We start from the raw sequence: 18401 nt of genomic DNA, 5'->3' as shown, positions 1-18401 counted from the left end.
GCACATTGATCTAATGAAGCGATCGAAACAAATCTTAAACCCTTTCTCCTTTACTTTGTTACTTAATGAAACACCCTCATTATGGATAAAGAAAAATTAGTACAGGAAGCCTATCTGGTAGCACATAAAATAGAAGAAAACGGTAATTTCCCAAATAACCCAAACCTTCCTTTAATGATTTATAAAGGTGCCTTTCTCCTTCATCCTGATGAAACCGAAGAGGCCATTAAAAAGGTTTTTGCACAAAATGGCTATACCAATGCCTGGGTAGATGGTATTTTCGATTACCAGCACTATCATAGCAACACACATGAGGTAATGGGTGTATTCTGTGGTAAAGCAGAAGTTCAGTTTGGTGGGGATCATGGCGTTTGCATTGAGCTTGACAAAGGCGATGTAGTGGTGATACCAGCAGGCGTGGCCCACATGAAATTAAAATCGAGCGAAGACTTCACTGTAGTAGGCGCATACCCCAATGGCGCAGATTACAATATTAAATATGGTAAGCCAGAAGAACGTCCTGAAGCCGATGAGGAAATTACGAAAGTTAAAAGCCCTGATAATGACCCGGTTTACGGCACCAAGGGACATTTATTCGAATGCTGGTATAACCAAAACTGCGCAAATGTTTAAAACTCTTTCGTTTTAACCGTCTAAATTCTTTAATTTTCGGGTTTTAAATACACTATCCTCGATATAAATGAATTTTAGATACATATGTTCAGCATTAGCCCTCTCCATAAGCTTAATCACCGCATGTAATAGTAAAAAATCTGAAGAGAAAAAAGCTGCTGATGCCAGAATACGCGTTAAAGAAGACGATAAAGCAGATAGCCTTCTGATCGCTTATAACCCTGCAAAAGGGGATAAATGGATTGGAGATTTTGTGGACAACCTTCATAGAAAATACGCTTTCAACGGGAATGTGCTGGTGGCAAAGGATGGTAAGATACTGTATGAAAAAGCCGTGGGCTGGGCAGATTACCTGCATCGCGATAGCTTAAAAATTGATTCTGAATTCGAGCTGGCTTCCATTACTAAAACGTTTACCGGAACAGCTATTATGCAGCTGGTTGAGGCAGGAAAGCTCTCCTTAAATGATAACGTTAAAAAGTTTTTTCCAAATTTCCCTTATGAAGGTATTACGGTAAAACTATTGCTTACCCACCGCAGTGGAATGATGAACTACGTTTATTTCATTGACGACATATGGCGCAAGGAGAAACGAAATATGAAAAAGGGCGTAACCAACCAGGAGGTTATGAATATTATTGCCGAGCGTAAGCCCAATCCATATGTTAAACCCGACAACCGCTTCCACTACAACAATTCGAATTTCATGGTGCTGGGTGCGATTATAGAAAAGGTTACCGGACAGCGTTACTCCCAATACATGATGGAGCATATCTTCAAACCTGCAGGAATGAAGCATACACATGTTTACAGTACCACTGAGTATGAAAAAATCCCGGTAGATGTGGTTGGACATGACCGCAACAGCTGGAGATATTCCGTAGCGCAAAACTTTTTAGATGGCCCCGTTGGGGATAAAGGAATTTACAGCACGGTACACGATCTGGTGTTGTACGATAAATATTTAAAAAACGGCCGGTTGCTTACCAAAAAAAGTAGTGACTCATCTTATGTGGGGCGAAATAAGCCTGTTAATGGTCACTTTAATTATGGATACGGCTGGAGAATGTTTGACGGGGAGAAAATGGATAAGGTAGTCTATCATACAGGCTGGTGGCACGGTTTCCGTCACATCTACGTGCGTGATCTGAATAAGAACATTATCGTTATATTTCTCGGCAACCTCACCAACGGTAGTCTGATGCATTTAGATGATCTTTATAAGCACCTGGATATGCCCATCATCCGTAAGGGAGCATACCATGGAAATGGCAGCTTACCAGGCAGTGATGAGGACTAGTGTCATCATCTTAACCTAAAGATGATATAAATTCATCTTTACAAAACACAATTTACCCTAATTTCGTTTGATATTAAAATAACAGATTATGTTTGATAAATTAATGGCGGCACAGCAAAAAGCCGAAGAGATTAAGAAACGCTTAGATACTGTATCCGTTTACGGAGAAGTAGAAAACGGAGCGATAAAAATTACCTCTACTGCAAATAAAACCATTACCGGTGTAACCATCAACGAGGAATTTCTAAAACAGGCAGATAAAGAAGAGCTGGAAGAACTTCTTTTAACTGCGATAAATAAAGCTTTAGCCAGTGCAGAGCAGGTAAGTGCTACGGAGATGCAGGCATCAGCAAAAGATATGCTTGGTGGTTTAGGTGGAATGTTTGGTGGTTAAGACCAAACCATAAACTGAATGAATACATCATTATACCCCACACTTAAATCCAGATAGAATGAATTTCACCTATTACGGCCAGTCGTGCTTTTTAATCGAAGCAGAGGGCAAAAAATTCCTTTTCGATCCTTTTATTAAATCAAACCCCTTAGCCAAGGATATCGATTCTTCGAAAATCGAAGCCGACTATATCCTGGTGAGTCATGGGCATGGAGACCATGTTGCAGACTTAGTGGAGCTGGCAAAACAAACCAATGCTGAAGTAATTGCCTTGGTTGAAGTTGCAAAATGGATTAGTGAGCAAGGCATTGAAAAAGTCACCGGACTTAACTTTGGCACGCAACAGTTTGGCTTTGGCAAACTACGTACAGTTTGGGCTGTACACAGCAGCTCAAATCCTGATGGCAGCTATGGTGGTAACCCGGCAGGCTTCGTGCTTACCCTGGAAGGAAAAACAATCTATTTTGCCGGCGATACTTCTTTAACAGTAGAAATGAAATTATTGGCTGAATTGTACAACCTTGATTATGCCATTTTACCGATTGGCGGGCATTATACAATGGATGTGGACGACGCGATCATAGCGGCCAAATATGCTGAATGCGATCAGGTAATTGGCGTACACTACAACACTTTCCCGCCAATCAGTATTGACACTGAAGAAGCCGTGGCTAAATTCAAAAGGGAAAATAAAACCTTATTGCTTCCTGCAATTGGTGAAACCATCACCCTGTAAAATAAAAAAGGGCCCCGACATATTGTGCGGGACCCTTCAATTATAAACCTAAACCTAATTCTTTTTAGCGGCAGCTTTATTTGCTTTGTAACGCATATCCGCTGTACCATCTTTTTTTGTAGGACCAGCAACTTTGGTTACTGCCTTTGCTTTATTTTCTTTAAAACGCATATCTGGTGTACCATCAGCCTTTACTTTGGCCGCTGTAGTAGTCGTTTTAGTTTCAACTTTTTTCGCTTCTTGTTTCACGCCTGCTTTAACCGGAGCAGTAGTGGTTTTTACTTCTTTTTTAGCAACAGTTTTAGCTTTAGCAGAAGCTGTTGCGGCAGGTGTTTGAGCAAATGCTGTAGTCAAACCAAATGCTGCGATTGCGATTAAACTTAATAACTTTTTCATACTCGTTGTTTAATTTTTAACTCATTAATTTGTTGATATAAAATTGATTAATCGGGATGAAGTTTTAATGAAGTTAGTTATTATTGGCGAAATAAAAAATTAGTGCGCTTCCAGCCAGTTCTCTCCCTCACCAATTTCAACTACTATCGGAACGGTCAGTTTTATCGCATTGGCCATTTTATCCTGAATAATTGCTTTCATGGTCTCTTTCTCCGATTTCACCACATCGAAAACCAACTCATCATGCACCTGCATGGTCATTTTAGATTGCAGTTTTTGTGCTTTCATTTCATGATGAATATTGATCATCGCAATTTTGATCATGTCTGCAGCAGAGCCTTGTATCGGCGCATTAATGGCATTTCGCTCCGCGAAACCACGTACAGTCTGGTTTGCCGAATTGATATCCCTCAAATAACGTCTTCTACCCATAATCGTTTCTACAAAACCATTTTCCCTGGCAAAGTTCATGGTATCACTCATGTATCGTTTTATTCCGGGGTATTGCGTAAAATACTGGTCAATGATTTCGGCAGCCTCTTTACGTGGAATGCCCAGATTTTGAGAAAGCCCAAATGCAGATTGCCCATAGATAATTCCAAAGTTTACGGCTTTCGCATTCCTGCGCTGTGTACCGTCTACCTCTTCGATACTTACGCCATATACTTTTGCCGCTGTTGCCGTGTGGATATCGATGCCTTTATTAAAAGCATCAAGCATGTTCTCTTCTTTACTGATTTCCGCAATAATGCGCAGCTCAATCTGCGAATAATCTGCAGATAATAAAATATGGTTTTCGTCGCGGGCAATAAATGCTTTCCGTACTTCTCTCCCACGTTCCGTACGGATTGGAATATTCTGAAGGTTTGGATTGTTGGAACTTAACCTTCCGGTAGCAGCCACTGCCTGATTATAGGAGGTGTGTACCCGTCCGGTTTTCTCATTTATCATTAAAGGCAGGGCATCAACGTAAGTCGACTTTAACTTTTGCAGCTGGCGAAAATCCAGAATATCCTGAACGATATCACTTTTACTGGCCAGCGCTGTTAAAACATCCTCGCCAGTTTGATATTGCCCGGTTTTGGTCTTCTTCGCCTTCGGATCCAGCTGAAGGTGATCAAATAAAACCTCTCCCAGTTGTTTTGGAGATGCGAGATTAAATTTAACCCCTGTTTTGTCGAAAACGCTTTGCTCAGCTTTCCTGATTTCAATTTCGAGTTCTGCAGAATAGCTTCTGAGCGTATCCATATCGATACGTACACCCTGCATTTCTATATCTGCTAAAACATAAACCAAAGGATTTTCTATTTCCGCCGCAAGCTTAGCAGCATTTAACTCTTTTAATTTAGGTTCAAACACATGGGCAAGCTGCAGGGTAACATCAGCATCTTCTGCCGCATAATCCACTACATCTTCTACCGGCACATCACGCATAGTGATCTGGTTCTTCCCTTTAGCACCGATCAGTTTGGTGATGGAAATCGGTGAGTAACCCAGGTAATTTTCAGATAGCACATCCATTCCGTGCCGCGTATCCGGATCAATAAGGTAGTGTGCCAGCATCGTATCAAAAATCTTCCCTTTTACTTCGATGTCATACCACTTTAATACCAGAATATCATACTTGGTGTTCTGGCCAATCTTTTCAATCTGCTCATTCTCCAGTACTACTTTGAATTCGTTAACAACTGCCTGAGCTTCATTTCTATCTGAAGAAACAGGAATATAATATCCCGTACCTGGTTTAACCGAAAAGGATAAACCAACCAGTTCGGCTGTATTTGCATCTGTTCCTGTGGTTTCAGTATCAAAAGAAATTCTGGGTTCTGCAAGCAACAATTTTATCAATTCAGCACGCTTCTCTGCTGTATCTACCAGCTGATAATCGTGTGCTGTATTTTCAATCGTGTTCGCCGGAAGCTTTTCAGCAGGTTCCTCTTCCAGTGTATTGGTATATTGAATGGTTTCTCCAGATTGATTTCCAAACAGGTCAGTTTGTGTGCCCTCTTGAAATCTTGCTGTAGTAACTGAAAACTCATCCCCGAAAACACGGCGACCAAGTGTTCTAAATTCCAGCTCAGTAAAAAGTGGTTCTAATAAGTCACGGCTTGGATCGCACAATTCCAGACTATCCTCGTCCAGTTCAACCGGAACATCGAGTAGTATGGTGGCTAACTTTTTGGAAAGCAGCCCCTGCTCTGCGAAGTTCTCTACATTTTCGCGTTGCTTTCCTTTTAGCTGATGTGAGTTATTGATGATTTCCTCCATCGAGCCATATTGTTTGATCAGGGCTTTAGCTGTTTTCTCGCCAATTCCAGGAATACCAGGAATATTGTCTACTGCATCGCCCCACAAACCCAGGATATCAATCACCTGTAAAACATTTTCAATTTCCCATTTCGCCAGCACTTCCTTTACCCCCATGATTTCCATGTCGTTACCCATACGGGCAGGCTTGTAAATGAAAATATTTTCAGAAACCAGCTGGGCAAAATCCTTATCAGGTGTCATACAAAAAACCTGATAGCCTTTGGCTTCTGCTTTTTTTGCAAGCGTACCAATAATATCATCAGCTTCATACCCATCAGAAGTGATAACAGGAATATTGAATCCGGTAATCAACTTAATTACGTACGGCATTGCTGCCGCCAGATCTTCAGGCATGGCCTGTCGCTGTGCTTTATAGGCTTCAAAGGTCGTGTGTCTTTCTGTAGGCGCTTCAGTGTCGAACACCACTGCAATATGAGTGGGCTTCTCTTTCTTTAAAACATCTAACAGTGTATTGGTGAAGCCCATTACTGCTGATGTGTTGATGCCTGTTGAGGTAAAACGCGGATTTTTACTTAACGCAAAATGCGCCCTGTACATTAGCGCCATCCCATCCAAAAGAAAGAGTTTTTTGTTCATGTTGTAAAAATAACCAATTTAGACATACCGGTAAAATGCTTTATCCACAATTTCCGGGCTTCTGTTAAATGTAATCTTCAGTCGTATTATATGATAACATTTCAAAATTAGTTCCGTTATTTGTGAACCAGTCATACGATTATGAAATTTATATTTTCCGCTATTTTTATACTTATCTCCTTTATTAAGCTTTCTGCTCAGGATTTTGTTGTAAAAAACAATGATGAAGTAATCCGGGGAACAATAAAGGGTACCGATTACTACTCGGTGTACATCAGTGAAAACGATGAGAAGGATGTATTTTTGCTGGCTAAGGATGTAAAGAATTTCTTCTGGAATGGGAATAGTTTCCTCAGCAAGGGTTTTGCAAATGGCAAAAATTTTGAGTACCGGTTTGTGAAGGTCATTGAAATGGGCACGGTAAACCTTTACGCTTTTGGCGGAGGAATGCTGACACCACAAGTCAAACAAAAAAAGGTGAGGTTTAGTCCGTCAGTAGGTATAGGCACCGGGACAGGTGGATTTGGTGGTATGGGTATGGGCGGTGGAATCAGCATCGGCGGCGGAAGAAATTCTGCTCCTGAACCTCCGGCAGGTGCGTCCGTAGTCCGATACTTTATCGAAAAACCAGGTACAGGCCCGCTACAGGAAGTACCGATGAAAGCCATTACCGACGAAGATAAAAAAGCTGGTGTAAAAGCTATTCTGATTCAAAAGCTGGGAGATAAACCAGCGCTTAAAGCCACTATCGAAAGCAGTACCGAATTCAACAGCAGGGATGTAATTAACCTGGTGAAAGCGTATAACAGCAACTAGGATCTGGCACAGCAGGTAAGGAGGTGATCATTGACCATTCCGGTTGCCTGCATAAAGGCATAGCAAATCGTGGTTCCGAAAAACTTAAAACCCCGTTTTTTCATGTCTTTACTGATTTGATCTGATATCTCAGTTCTTGCGGGCACATCACTCATCTGGTTGATTTGATTCTGAATGGGCGTGTTCTGAGGCATAAACTGCCAGAGATAGGTAGAAAAACTGCCGAACTCTCGTTGAATCGAAAGGAATAACCTGGCATTTGTGATTGCCCCGTTCACCTTTAAACGGTTGCGGATAATGCCCTCATCTTTCATTAACCGTTCAACATCCTGATCATCAAACAAGGCAACTTTTTCTACGTCAAAACCAGCAAAGGCCTTACGATAATTTTCGCGCCTGCGTAGAATAGTGATCCAGCTCAAACCCGCCTGGGCTCCTTCCAGAATCAGGAACTCAAACAACGTTTTATCATCGTATACCGCCTTTCCCCACTCTTCATCATGGTATTTAATGTAAAGCGGATCTGAAGATGCCCACGAGCAGCGAATGATATTATCCATTCAACTCATCCCAATATTCCACTGCCCGTCTGTAATGCGGAATAACAATACTGCCACCAACCAGATTAGCAATCATGAAAATTTCATTCATCTCATCGCTGTTTACACCTGCATCCAAACATTTGCCTAAATGGTACTTAATGCAATCATCACAACGTAACACCATCGAAGCCACTAAACCCAGCATCTCTTTGGTCTTTACATCCAAAGCGCCGTCTGCATAGGAAGTGGTATCCAGCGCAAAAAACCGTTTAATATTTGTATTTGCGGTCTCCATGATTCTATCGTTCATTTTCTCCCGATAGCCGTTAAATTCTTCTACTAATTTGCCCATGTAAATTTAATTATTGAGTGAGTGACTTATTGAATGTGTAATCTTAAAGATCCTGATCTATCTCATGAAGCGGATCCCAGAAGACTTTTTTAAAGTTGACCACTTTATCATTCCTGACTTCAACGCCTTCCTTAAGCAACAGTGCTTCCATCGTATCAGGCGTTTCAAAATGAAACTTCCCTGTTAAAAGGCCGCTACTGTTTACCACCCGGTGTGCCGGAACTTTAGGATGCGCCGTTCCGGCGTAAGCCATTGCATGACCAACCATTCTGGATGACTTTGCTGCGCCTAAACTTTTAGCAATAGCTCCATAAGATGTTACCCGCCCGACTGGAATCAAACGTGCGATCTCATAAACCTGTTCGTAAAAGCTGGTATCCATTAATCAAATGAAAATTGAATGTAATTAATATTCTTATCGTGTAATAAATACTTTTTCTCGTAATAAGTTTTTATAGAAAGTACATTATCTACCAGATCAGACGTATATAAATGATCTGTATTTTTATGGATCTTAAAACCCAATTCTGCTACCTTCTCGCAAGTGTATTGGTAAAGCTGATCATTATCTGTTTTCAAATTTACATGTCCCCCTGTTTTCAGAACGGCTTTATAACGGTTTAAGAATGCAGGAAAAGTAAGTCTTTTTTTCTCTCTGCTATCCTGAGGCTGCGGATCAGGAAAGGTAATCCAGATCTCATCGATTTCGCCATCTTCAAAATAATCGAGCAGGTTCTCGATTTGTATTCTCAGGAAAGCAACATTATTGATGTGTTTCTCAATCGCGGTTTTTGCACCGCGCCATATTCTGTTTCCTTTGTAATCAATGCCGATAAAGTTTTTATCCGGAAACAAAGTTGCCAGATTAACAGTATACTCACCCTTACCACAGGCCAGCTCTAAAACGACAGGATTATTGTTTTTAAAGTGTTCTGACGCCCATTCGCCTTTTAATGCCTTGCCTTGATCTAATTGATACACGTTTGCAAAAGTTTCTATTTCTGCAAAGCGCCTAAGTTTATCTTTACCCAAAAGTTTTTTCTTACAAATTTACAATTTAATACCTAATTGCAATTTCCTTTTTTACACTGCCGGATAAACAGCAACACCCGGAAAGCACAACGCTTCTGCTACCCGCCAAAAAACAAATCAATTAAATTTATATATTTGGGATATTAAATTGATTTTGACTATATGACACTTGTTCAGCTTGAATATATTGTTGCGGTAGATACTTACCGAAGTTTTGTAACAGCAGCAGAAAAATGCTTTGTAACCCAACCTACATTGAGCATGCAGGTGCAGAAGCTTGAAGAATTACTAAGTGTTAAAATCTTCGACAGAAGCAAACAGCCCGTAAGTCCTACTGAAATAGGCTCCCAGGTGATTGCTCAGGCAAGGATAATCCTGCAGGAAAGCGGAAAGGTTAAAGAATTAATCAGCAGCCAGCAACAGGATGTTTTAGGAGAACTTAAAATTGGCGTTATACCAACCATTGCCCCTTATCTGCTGCCTGAAGTAATTTCGGCTATGCTCGAAAAATATCCCGATCTGAAGTTATTAATTTGGGAATATACCACAGAAGATATCATTCATCATTTAAAAACGGGTGTATTGGACTGTGGAATACTGGCTACACCGCTAACTGATGCCAACATCATCGAAACCCCAATGTATTATGAAACATTTGTCGGCTACATCAGTAAAAACAGCAAACTCTACAAAAAGAAAGCAGTAGACGCAGAAGACCTTAATGATGAAAATATATGGCTGTTGAACGAAGGCCATTGCATGCGCAACCAGGTGCTTAATATTTGCCGTTCTACCCGAAACAACAGATTGCAGGGTTTGGAATATAATACAGGAAGTGTAGAAACACTGGTAAGGATGGTCGACCTGAATGGAGGTGCTACGCTTTTGCCAGAACTGGCCATTGCCGAGCTTAATGTAAAGCAGGCATCAAAAATCCGTCACTTTAAATCACCTGAGCCTGTACGTGAAATCAGCCTGGTAACGCATAAAAACTTCATTAAAAAGAGAATGCTTAATGCGCTGAAAGAGGAAATCCTGGCCATCATTCCCAAAACGATGAAACAAAAAAAGAAGAAAGACATCGTAGGGGTTTAACCCTACTGATTTTGCTTTTCGAGTGGAGGAGCGGATAGCAATCCTTTGATATCGCTTTCTACCTCTTCTTCCTCACCTTTTTTCTTTTTCTTTTTATTCTTGGCAGATTTGCCACTCAACCTTTCTTCAATGATCTTATCATACTCAGTTGTTTGTGAGCCTTTTAACACCCCGCGGATGTTTTTTGAGGTCTCATTCTGCAGTTTATAAAATTTATCCACATCTTCTTCACGTGAAGTACCAGCCTGTTGTCTTTTGATCATCTCAGCCTGTTCTTTTGCCTGCTCATAAGTATAGCGATAGATTACGCTTTTCTGGGTATCATTGAGCTTTAATCTTTTATCTAAATCCTCTACGTTTTTTTTTGCAATTTCATCCGGAGTTGGCATTTTATTCTGCTGTGCATTTGCAGCAACACCTAGTCCAACCATCATTAAGAATAAAAATATAACCCGCTTCATTTTGAATAGTTTAATTACGCAAAGTTAACTAATAATCCTAAAACAAGAAAGTCCCGATTTACACCGGGACTTTCTTATGATATTGGAATATCGCTTATAAAGCTTTTTTATAAAGTTCAGCAACAGCATCCCAGTTTACCACATTCCAGATAGCCGCTAAATAATCAGGGCGTTTATTCTGATATTTTAAGTAATAAGCATGCTCCCAAACATCGATACCGAAAATTGGTGTACCTTTTACTTCAGCAACATCCATTAATGGATTGTCCTGGTTTGGAGTAGAAGAAACCTGAAGTTTTTTGTCTGCACCAACTGATAACCATGCCCAGCCAGAACCGAAACGTGTAGCGCCAGCTTCCTGTAATTTAGTTTTTAATTCTGCAAACGAACCGAAAGTTTCATTGATTGCTTTAGCTAAATCGCCGGTTGGCTCACCGCCTTTGTTCGGACCTAAAATGTTCCAGAACAAAGAGTGGTTATAATGACCACCACCATTGTTTCTAACTGCAGCAGGATATTTAGAGATATTTTTTACGATTTCTTCGATGCTCAAACTAGCCTCAGCTTTACCTTCAACAGCTTTGTTCAGGTTGGTAACATAAGCCTGGTGATGTTTGTCATGGTGGATTTCCATGGTAGTTTTATCAATATGCGGTTCTAGTGCATCGGTTGCGTAGTGTAACGCAGGTAATTCAAAAGCCATAGTTTTATGTTTTAATTTTTAAAATGTTTCTAGAGCAAATATAACATTCGTAGGTTAAGATTTGTTCATGTTATTATCATCAAATGGTTTTTTGCCCTGAAGCCATTGCAGAGCAACCAATAGCAGGCTATCTCTTTTTAGCAAAGAAGTTTTTCATCATTTCAGCGCATGCAGCAGCCAGCACCCCGCCCTTTAAAACTGTTTTCGGATGCAGTAAACTCGCGCCCTTTGAGATGAAACCACGCTTTTCTTCCCTTGCTCCGTATACAATTCTGCCAATCTGTGTCCAGTAACTTGCACCGGCACACATCACACAAGGCTCAACAGTAACATATAAAGTACAATCTTTAAGGTATTTACCTCCTATGGTTTGTGCCGCTGATGTAAAGGCCTGCATTTCTGCATGTGCCGTAACATCATTAAACTTTTCGGTTAAATTAAAACCCCGGCCAATAATCCTGTTTTTACTCACCACAATTGCCCCAATCGGAATTTCATCTTCCGCTAAAGCCTTCTTAGCCTCTTCAAGGGCTAGCTTCATATAATGGATATCCTCTTCTTCAGGATCTGTATTTTCGAAATTGTAAAAACTCATGAAACAAAGATGGTTAAAGTTCTCTGCAATCAAAACAAATCCACCCTCCAGTAGCAACCTGCCGCTATATCAATTTGCTGCCGTTCGGCACTTCACGCTCAACAGTAGTCAGCACGATATCGCCATTTTCGTCAGCAAAACCCGTAACCAGAAACTCAGACATAAACTTACCAATCTGTTTTTTAGGAAAGTTCACCACACCTACAATCTGGCGCCCTTTAAGCTCATCAAGGGTATAATGTTTTGTAATTTGTGCACTGCTTGTCTTGATGCCAAATTCTCCAAAATCTACCTGCAGCTTGTATGCTGGCCTCCTGGCTTCAGGAAATTCAAAAGCCCCGATAATCGTTCCAACCCTTAATTCTACCTTTTCAAAGTCGCTCCAATTAATTTCTTCCATTCGTTCAATTGATTTAATCGGGCTAAAACTATGAAAAACTATTAAGCCGTTAAAAAATTTTGCTATTCATCATTTATCCTTTACATTTATGCAACCGTTTGCATAACCAGATATACCCATCAAAAATGTTTTTATTAGGCATTGATATAGGCACGTCCTCCATAAAAGTTTCAGTAGTCCGAACACTTGATCAAAAGTGTATAGCGTCTGTTCAGTATCCCGACGAAGAAACAGGAATTAAATCCCTAAAAACGGGTTGGGCAGAACAGTCGCCGGCCGACTGGTGGTTCCATACCCAGGAGGCTATTTTAAAACTTAAGTCAGCGCAACAGTTCGATCCGAAAGAAATTGCTGCCATAGGCATTGCGTACCAAATGCATGGTCTTGTGGTAGTCGATAAAGATCAAAACGTACTTCGCGACAGTATCATATGGTGTGATAGCCGGGCCGTAGAAATTGGAAAGAAAGCATTTGATGAAATCGGGCATGAAAAAGCATTGTCATCGTTACTTAATTCCCCCGGAAACTTTACCGCTTCCAAGCTGGCCTGGGTAAAGCAAAACGAACCCGATATTTATCAAAGCATTGAAAAAATTATGTTACCCGGAGATTTCATTGCGATGAAACTTACAGGAGAAATTACAACCAGTGTCTCTGCATTATCTGAAGGCATTTTCTGGGATTTTAAAAAAGATGAAATATCGAAGAAGGTGATGCAAAATTATGGTTTTGCGGAACACCTCATCCCCCATGTTAGTCCACTATTTTCAGCCCATGGCTACGTTCAGGAAGAAATAGCCGAAAAGCTGGGTTTAACACCAGGTATACCCGTTTCCTATAAATCGGGAGATCAACCCAACAACGCCTTATCATTAAATGTTTTAAAACCCGGAGAAGTCGCTGCAACCGCCGGTACTTCAGGAGTCATTTACGGCGTAAGCGAAGGTCTGGCGTATGACAAGCAGTCGCGGGTAAATACTTTTGCACACGTAACCTATACCAATAAGCAGAAACATACCGGAATACTGCTTTGTATTAACGGTACCGGCAGTATGTATCGCTGGGCCAGAAATACCTTTGCACCAGATAAAAGCTATACTGAATTGAATGCCCTGGCAGCAACCGCTAAAATAGGAAGCAAGGGACTAACGGTACTCCCTTTTGGAAATGGTGCAGAAAGAATGTTGAACAACAAGTATACCGGCGCACAAATCCTTGGAATCGATTTAAATTTGCATGGTCAGGCTGAAATATTCAGGGCAGTACAGGAAGGCATTGCTTTTTCATTTCGTTACGGTCTGGACATTATGCGTGAAAACGGCATGAAACCTCAGGTGATCCGTGCAGGGAAATCCAACTTATTTTTAAGCGACTTGTTTGTACAAACCTTTGTAGACGTGACCGGAATTCCAGTGGAGCTTTATGAAAACGACGGAAGCGTTGGCGCCGCTCTGGGTGCGGGAATAGGTGCCGGCATATTCAAAACGACTGAGGAAGCTTTCGTTCATCAGCAAATGATTCAATCAATCGCACCGGAGAATACTGATGCCTACGAGGAAGTTTATCAGGCCTGGAAAGTAATATTAGAAAAAGCATTAGCAAACTAGAACCACATAAAATCACATGACAAAAGTAATCACTGGCGAAAGAGAGTTTTTTAAAGGTATTGACCAAATAAAATATGAAGGCCTGGAAAGTGATAATCCACTTGCTTTCCGATGGTATGATGCCAACCGCATTGTTGGAGGAAAAACAATGAGCGAACACTTCAAGTTTGCCTGCGCCTACTGGCATTCTTTTAATGGAAATGGCGGCGACCCATTTGGAGGCGCAACACATGTATTTCCATGGGATGAAAAGAAAGATGTAATTGAGAGGGCTAAAGATAAAATGGATGCTGCTTTCGAGTTTATCACTAAAATGCAATTGCCCTATTATTGTTTTCACGATGTGGATGTGGTAGACTATGGGAATAATGTTGCTGAAAATGAGCAGCGATTACAAAGCCTGGTAGAATATGCCAAACAAAAGCAGGCAGAAAGCGGTGTTAAATTGCTTTGGGGAACTGCAAATTTGTTTAGCCACAAACGCTACATGAACGGGGCGGCAACAAATCCCGACTTCCACGTACTTGCGCATGGCGCGGCACAGGTTAAATCGGCACTGGATGCCACCATAGCACTTGGCGGAGAGAATTATGTTTTCTGGGGTGGAAGAGAAGGCTACATGAGCCTGCTCAATACCAATATGAAGCGGGAGCAGGAGCATTTGGCGCAATTTCTACATACCGCTAAAGACTATGCTCGTAAACAGGGTTTCAAAGGAACATTTTTTATTGAACCTAAACCTTGCGAGCCATCTAAACATCAGTATGATTATGATGCTGCAACAGTTAAAGGCTTTTTACAGCAATACGATCTGCTGAACGACTTCAAACTCAATTTAGAAGTAAACCATGCTACACTCGCCGGCCACACCTTTCAGCATGAATTGCAGGTTGCTGTTGATAACGGTTTGTTAGGCTCAATCGATGCCAATCGCGGAGACTATCAGAATGGCTGGGATACAGATCAGTTTCCAAACGACATCAATGAATTGACAGAGTCGATGCTAATCATTTTAGAAGGTGGCGGCTTACAGGGTGGCGGAGTAAATTTTGATGCTAAAATCCGCCGGAATTCAACTGATCCTGCAGATTTATTTCATGCTCATGTAGGTGGAATGGACATTTTCGCAAGGGCATTAATTACTGCAGATGCCATTCTGCAAAAGTCTGATTACAAAAAAACCCGGACTGATCGCTATGCGTCTTTTGATAGTGGTAAGGGAGCCGCGTTTGAACAGGGGCAGTTGACTTTAGAAGACCTGCGCAACTATGCAGCCGAAAACGGTGAACCGGAAGTTCGAAGTGGTAAACAGGAATATCTGGAGAATCTGATCAACAGGTATATCTAGAATATATTAATGGTTCATCTGATGCCTGCTGACTCATTACCAGTACCATCAGATGAACCATTTTTGTTATAGTCCAACGTTAACCTTTTTTGAAGGTTTATCTTTTCGCCCTTACATATTGATTTGGCCACTCCGTATCATCTCCCAATACTTGTGCGGCGTGGGTTGGAAAATAAGCATCACGTAGGGATTCCCGGGCAATAAATATCAAGTCGGCTTTATCCTGCTGTAAAATATCCTCAGCTTGCTGAGCTTCTACAATGATGCCGACAGCTCCGGTGTAAATGCCAACCTCATTTCTGATTTTATCTGCAAATGGTACCTGATAGTTTGGCCCTGCCGGAATAAAGGCATCAGCAACATTGCCACCTGATGAGGTATCAATCAAATCAACCCCCTTATCTTTCAATACAGCGGCCAGTTGCAGGGAATCATTTTCATTCCAGCCATTCTCTGTCCAGTCTGTTGCAGAAATGCGCACAAACAGCGGCAAGTTCTCCGGCCAAACCGACTGAACAGCCTCTACCACGTCGATGACTAACCGGATGCGGTTTTCAAAACTAACTCCATAAATATCGGTCCGGGTGTTACTCAGCGGACTAAAAAATTCGTGTAATAAATAGCCGTGTGCGGCGTGAATCTCCACCACTTTGTAACCGGCATCTACAGCACGCTTTGCAGCCGCCCGAAATGCAAAAACGACATCCTGAATTTCAGAAATGCTCAATTCATGTGGCGCCTTCTGGCCGCTCTTAAAGGCAATAGGAGAAGGGCCGATGGTTTCCCAGCTGTTTTCGCCTTCTGTTAATTGCTCACCACCATTCCACGGTAAATCGCAACTTGCTTTTCTGCCCGCATGTGCCAGCTGAATACCGGCAATTGCGCCATTGTCATGAATAAATGAAACAATCTGTTTATACTTATCGACGTGTTCATCTTTCCAGATTCCTAAATCTGCATGCGTGATTCTGCCATTAGGCAACACGGCTGTTGCCTCCTGTATAATTAAAGCAGCACCGCCCACGGCACGACTTCCCAGGTGTACAAGATGCCAGTCGTTTGCAAAACCATCAACAGCAGAGTATTGACACATTGGTGAAATAACAATCCTGTTTTTCAAGGTTACATCCTTAATCTTAAAAGGAGAGAATAATTTTGACATATGATTTATTGTTTAATGATTTTATATACCGCATAACTATTATATGGCAGGTAAGAAAGCAGTGTTGATAAAACGCAATGTGAATTACTTACAAACATACAATCCACTATCGAAGGAAGTTTCAATGCAACTAATATTAGACTTAGATTTTACAAAGGGCTTATAAAATAGGACTGATTTTTTCATAAAAACTTGGTGATCATATTATTTCCTCATACATTAGTGTATTATTTAACTAATACAGTAGATATGATACAAATTAACAATCTTAATTTTGGTTACAGCAAGAGAAAAATCCTATTTAAGAACCTGAATCTACAGCTCAGCGCAGGGCAAATTTATGGCCTGTTAGGTAAAAATGGTGCTGGTAAATCCAGTTTATTAAAAAACCTCGCTGGTTTGGTTTATGCAGAAAGTGGAAAGTTAAGCGTTCTAGGCCTGGATCCTAAAAAACGTCATCCATCGCTATTGGAACAAATTTGCTTTATTCCGGAAGAGTTTTACTTGCCGTCCGTAAAGATTAGCGGCTTTGTTAAAGCCAATGCCCCATTTTATAAAAACTTTAATTATAAATATTTTGATGAACTGATTAAAGAATTTGGGGTGCCAACTCAGGATAGGCTGATCAATATGAGTTATGGTCAGAAGAAAAAGTTTGTGATTGCTTTTGGTTTAGCAACACAGGCTAAACTTGTAATTATGGATGAACCCACGAATGGTTTGGATATTCCTTCGAAAGCACAATTTAGAAAGGTAATGGCTTCTGCATTAACGGACGACCGTTGCATTATTATTTCGACCCATCAGGTTAGAGATTTGGATAACCTAATCGATACGGTAATCATGCTGGACGAGAATGACATTGCATTAAATGCATCTGTTGAAGAAATTACGCAAAAACTGACCTTCAAAAGGGTTAAAGATTTAGATAATTCCATCCTGTACGCTGAACAATCACTATCCGGTTATAGCGCAGTAATGCCGAATTACCACCAAGAAGAAAGCAGACTGGATATTGAACTATTGTTTAATGCCATATTATCTGATAAAAATAAATTTAAACCCTATTTCAACTAAATGTGATGAACAATACTTTTAACATAAAAAGATTCGGACTTTTATTAAGAAGGCAATGGCTAGACATTGGTAATATTTACCTGATCAGCCTTGTGGTGCTGACCGCAGTATTAGTTGGATTTTACTGGTTTAACCTACCAACGTTTTATGAAGGTATTCCAAGGATGAATAACAATGGAACACTTAATATGGATTTCAGATACCTGGTATTTGCTTTCGTCGGTTTTCTTTTCGTTACTATTGAGGCCAGTACTTACTTTGCAAGCCTGGGCAGAAAAGAGCGTGCAATTGTTGATCTGATGCTGCCATCTTCAACTTTCGAAAAGTTTTTATCTGGTGTTTTCTATACTGCTATATTAAGTACCCTTAGCTATATCATCATTTTTTACCTTGTGGATCTATCTTTTTGCAAGTATATGGAATCCATTTCCAGAAACTATAATTTTAATTATAACACTACTATTGAGGGGCAGAGAACACATTTTAGCACTTTCATAGTAAACTCAATTACAATGGAAATTGATTTCGAAGAATTTTGGGGGTTTGTATTTGTACCGATGCTCCTTACCAGTGTATTCCTTCTGGGTTCAATTTATTTCAAGCGTTTTCACTATATCAAAACAGCTGTATCGATTGTAAGTTTTGGATGGTTGATTTGCTACATTGTGTATAAGATAACTGATTGGATGACAAAAAACATGATCAATGTTAAAGGAGATATAATTATTGGTAAAGACCAGATTTTTCCTGCAATATTCATCATTACGATGATTCTCACCTTTGCCTTCTGGGGAATCACATATATCCGTTTACGAGAGAAAGAAGCATAAAATTTATCCCAATTG

General features: G+C 40.6%; 21 protein-coding genes. 10 read left to right on the top strand and 11 right to left on the bottom strand.

Translation table 11 applies throughout. The annotated features are described in order from the left end of the window. Positions 1-81: 81 nt before the first annotated feature. The 4 genes from AB669_RS13965 (at position 82) to AB669_RS13950 (ending at position 3063) form a co-directional block, all read left to right on the top strand. Positions 82-633 carry a cupin domain-containing protein gene (locus AB669_RS13965; RefSeq protein ID WP_047799918.1) on the top strand — a complete coding sequence of 184 codons (552 nt, stop codon included), beginning with the start codon at positions 82-84 and terminating at the stop codon, positions 631-633. A gap of 67 nt (positions 634-700) precedes the next feature. Continuing rightward, the gene (locus tag AB669_RS13960; RefSeq protein ID WP_047799917.1) at positions 701-1933 is read left to right on the top strand and encodes a serine hydrolase; all 1233 of its coding nucleotides are present in this window, start codon (positions 701-703) and stop codon (positions 1931-1933) included. 88 nt (positions 1934-2021) lie between these two features. Next, entirely contained in the window at positions 2022-2327 is a 306-nt protein-coding gene (locus AB669_RS13955) for a YbaB/EbfC family nucleoid-associated protein (RefSeq protein ID WP_047799916.1), read from the top strand. 58 nt (positions 2328-2385) lie between these two features. Next, entirely contained in the window at positions 2386-3063 is a 678-nt protein-coding gene (locus AB669_RS13950; RefSeq protein WP_047799915.1) for a metal-dependent hydrolase, read from the top strand. Between the two features lie 54 nt (positions 3064-3117). Here the strand turns inward: AB669_RS13950 and AB669_RS13945 are convergent, their stop codons facing one another. Beyond that, entirely contained in the window at positions 3118-3459 is a 342-nt protein-coding gene (locus tag AB669_RS13945; RefSeq protein ID WP_047799914.1) for a hypothetical protein, read from the bottom strand. Positions 3460-3558: 99 nt separating this feature from the next. Continuing rightward, positions 3559-6366, bottom strand: a complete 2808-nt coding sequence (gene polA / locus AB669_RS13940; protein WP_047799913.1) for a DNA polymerase I — start codon at positions 6364-6366, stop codon at positions 3559-3561. 141 nt (positions 6367-6507) lie between these two features. Between polA and AB669_RS13935 the strand changes: the two genes are divergently transcribed. Beyond that, positions 6508-7182: a hypothetical protein gene (locus AB669_RS13935; RefSeq protein ID WP_047799912.1), complete on the top strand. Its 675-nt coding sequence runs from the start codon at positions 6508-6510 to the stop codon at positions 7180-7182. Here AB669_RS13935 and AB669_RS13930 read toward each other — a convergent pair. Genes AB669_RS13930 through trmB form a run of 4 tightly spaced genes read right to left on the bottom strand, consistent with a single transcriptional unit; the run spans position 7179 to position 9108 of the window. Further along, positions 7179-7742 carry a DNA-3-methyladenine glycosylase I gene (locus AB669_RS13930; RefSeq protein WP_047799911.1) on the bottom strand — a complete coding sequence of 188 codons (564 nt, stop codon included), beginning with the start codon at positions 7740-7742 and terminating at the stop codon, positions 7179-7181. The two genes, AB669_RS13935 and AB669_RS13930, sit on opposite strands and share 4 nt — an antisense overlap. Then, positions 7735-8076, bottom strand: a complete 342-nt coding sequence (locus AB669_RS13925) for a carboxymuconolactone decarboxylase family protein (RefSeq protein WP_047799910.1) — start codon at positions 8074-8076, stop codon at positions 7735-7737. Before AB669_RS13925 ends, AB669_RS13930 begins: the two co-directional genes overlap by 8 nt. A gap of 43 nt (positions 8077-8119) precedes the next feature. Next, positions 8120-8458: an MGMT family protein gene (locus AB669_RS13920; protein ID WP_047799909.1), complete on the bottom strand. Its 339-nt coding sequence runs from the start codon at positions 8456-8458 to the stop codon at positions 8120-8122. Continuing rightward, a complete protein-coding gene (gene trmB / locus AB669_RS13915) occupies positions 8458-9108 on the bottom strand; it encodes a tRNA (guanosine(46)-N7)-methyltransferase TrmB (protein WP_047799908.1) in 651 nt (216 codons plus the stop codon). Before trmB ends, AB669_RS13920 begins: the two co-directional genes overlap by 1 nt. Before the next feature lie 162 nt (positions 9109-9270). On the opposite strand from trmB, the gene AB669_RS13910 reads away from it, so the two are divergent. Then, complete coding sequence (locus AB669_RS13910) at positions 9271-10203, top strand: hydrogen peroxide-inducible genes activator (protein WP_047799907.1); 933 nt, start codon at positions 9271-9273, stop codon at positions 10201-10203. A 2-nt stretch (positions 10204-10205) separates the two neighbouring features. Here the strand turns inward: AB669_RS13910 and AB669_RS13905 are convergent, their stop codons facing one another. The 4 genes from AB669_RS13905 to AB669_RS13890 all read right to left on the bottom strand — a co-directional run bounded on the left by AB669_RS13905 (position 10206) and on the right by AB669_RS13890 (position 12362). Then, complete coding sequence (locus tag AB669_RS13905) at positions 10206-10664, bottom strand: hypothetical protein (protein ID WP_047799906.1); 459 nt, start codon at positions 10662-10664, stop codon at positions 10206-10208. 94 nt (positions 10665-10758) lie between these two features. Next, positions 10759-11367, bottom strand: a complete 609-nt coding sequence (locus tag AB669_RS13900; RefSeq protein ID WP_047799905.1) for a superoxide dismutase — start codon at positions 11365-11367, stop codon at positions 10759-10761. Between the two features lie 127 nt (positions 11368-11494). Next, positions 11495-11962 carry a nucleoside deaminase gene (locus AB669_RS13895; protein WP_047799904.1) on the bottom strand — a complete coding sequence of 156 codons (468 nt, stop codon included), beginning with the start codon at positions 11960-11962 and terminating at the stop codon, positions 11495-11497. Between the two features lie 64 nt (positions 11963-12026). Beyond that, positions 12027-12362, bottom strand: a complete 336-nt coding sequence (locus tag AB669_RS13890) for a tRNA-binding protein (RefSeq protein ID WP_047799903.1) — start codon at positions 12360-12362, stop codon at positions 12027-12029. Between the two features lie 125 nt (positions 12363-12487). Between AB669_RS13890 and AB669_RS13885 the strand changes: the two genes are divergently transcribed. After that, positions 12488-13969, top strand: a complete 1482-nt coding sequence (locus AB669_RS13885) for a xylulokinase (protein WP_047799902.1) — start codon at positions 12488-12490, stop codon at positions 13967-13969. Positions 13970-13985: 16 nt separating this feature from the next. Beyond that, a complete protein-coding gene (gene xylA / locus AB669_RS13880; RefSeq protein ID WP_047799901.1) occupies positions 13986-15317 on the top strand; it encodes a xylose isomerase in 1332 nt (443 codons plus the stop codon). A gap of 97 nt (positions 15318-15414) precedes the next feature. Here the strand turns inward: xylA and AB669_RS13875 are convergent, their stop codons facing one another. Continuing rightward, a complete protein-coding gene (locus AB669_RS13875; protein ID WP_047799900.1) occupies positions 15415-16479 on the bottom strand; it encodes an NADH:flavin oxidoreductase/NADH oxidase in 1065 nt (354 codons plus the stop codon). Between the two features lie 249 nt (positions 16480-16728). On the opposite strand from AB669_RS13875, the gene AB669_RS13870 reads away from it, so the two are divergent. Then, positions 16729-17556, top strand: coding sequence for an ATP-binding cassette domain-containing protein (locus AB669_RS13870; protein ID WP_047799899.1), 828 nt, complete (start codon positions 16729-16731; stop codon positions 17554-17556). Positions 17557-17561: 5 nt separating this feature from the next. Further along, the gene (locus AB669_RS13865; protein WP_047799898.1) at positions 17562-18386 is read left to right on the top strand and encodes a hypothetical protein; all 825 of its coding nucleotides are present in this window, start codon (positions 17562-17564) and stop codon (positions 18384-18386) included. The last annotated feature ends 15 nt before the right edge of the window (positions 18387-18401 follow it).

The sequence above is a fragment of the Pedobacter sp. BMA genome, assembly GCF_001027745.1.
GTDB lineage: Bacteria > Bacteroidota > Bacteroidia > Sphingobacteriales > Sphingobacteriaceae > Pedobacter.
The sequence above is the reverse complement of the archived record's forward strand: the minus strand, read 5'-3'. Positions and strand labels throughout refer to the sequence as shown.